We start from the raw sequence: 1,223 nt of genomic DNA, 5'->3' as shown, positions 1-1,223 counted from the left end.
CTCCTGGCGGGACTTGGCGGAGCAGCCGCCATCCAGATAGCAGTAATCCCATTTCTTCTGTTCAATGCGCCCGCGCAGCAGGCTCAGCAGATCGACGAACTGGCTGAACACCAGCACCCGATGACCATTGCCGATCGCTTCGTCCAGCAAGGCCATCGCCTCGTCCAGCTTGCTGCTGGTCTGGGACCACTCGGGCATCACCAGCTCGGGGGAGCAGCAGAGCCGGCGCAGCCGGGTCAGGCCGCTCAGCACGTGCATCAGGGCGCGGCCATCGGCACTTTGCACCTGCTGCACCACCTCGCGCCGGGTTGCCTCATACAGCTGGCGTTCCTCGGGAGAGAGGCTGATGTGATGAATGATCTCGGTCTTGTCCGGCAACTCGGTCAGCACCTGCTGCTTGAGACGGCGCAGGATGAAGGGGCTGATCACCGCCCGCAGCAGCGCCATGTGCTGGGGATCCTTCACCGCCTTGCCGAAGCGGCGCTTGAACTCGCCCAGGCTGCCGAGCAGACCCGGGTTGATAAAGGTAAACAGGCTCCACAGCTCCCCAAGGTGGTTCTCGATGGGCGTGCCGGAGAGGGCAAGGCGAAAATCCCCTTCGAGCTGGAACAGCAGCTTGGCGCGCTGGGTGCCGGCATTCTTGATCTGCTGCGCCTCATCCAGCACCATGCTCGACCAGCGGCGGGACTTGAGCGCCTCCGCCAGACTGCCGAGCATGCCGTAGTTGATCAGGATAATCTGGCCGGCCTTGGCATCGCGGATCACCCCTTCTCGCTCGGAGGGATTTTCGAACACCACCACCTCGAGTTCGGGGGCGAAGCGCACCACCTCTTCCTGCCAGTTGGTGACCACTGACTTTGGCACCACCACCAGCGCCGGCCCCAGGTGCTGACGCATGCGCAGCACGATGAGCGCCTGCAGGGTCTTGCCCAGACCCATGTCATCGGCCAGACAGGCGCCAAAGCCATGATGCGCCAGGGTCGCCAGCCAGCGTACCCCATCCTTCTGATAATCCCGCAGCGGGGTCAACAGTTCGGCCGGACACTCCACCTCCTGCAGCCACTCCTGTTGCAGGGAGTGCCAGGCGTCATCCCCCTCAGTGGTGATGACGGAGAGCAAGCGGGTGAGCGGATAGGCCAGCTTGTTGTTGATGCGTTGCTCTTCATCCAGCATGGCGCCCAGCATGGTGAGCCGCTCCACCAGCTTGTCGCTCAGCATCAGGC

The 1,223-nt window shown here is 63.5% G+C and carries 1 protein-coding gene; it reads right to left on the bottom strand.

Annotated elements, in window-relative coordinates; translation table 11 throughout:
* Positions 1 to 1,223 (bottom strand): DEAD/DEAH box helicase (locus AAC083_RS16185; RefSeq protein WP_258224721.1); only part of this gene is annotated, 1,223 nt, incomplete at both ends.

Source organism: Aeromonas sp. HMWF014 (assembly GCF_963878295.1).
GTDB lineage: Bacteria > Pseudomonadota > Gammaproteobacteria > Enterobacterales > Aeromonadaceae > Aeromonas > Aeromonas popoffii.
The sequence above is the reverse complement of the archived record's forward strand: the minus strand, read 5'-3'. Positions and strand labels throughout refer to the sequence as shown.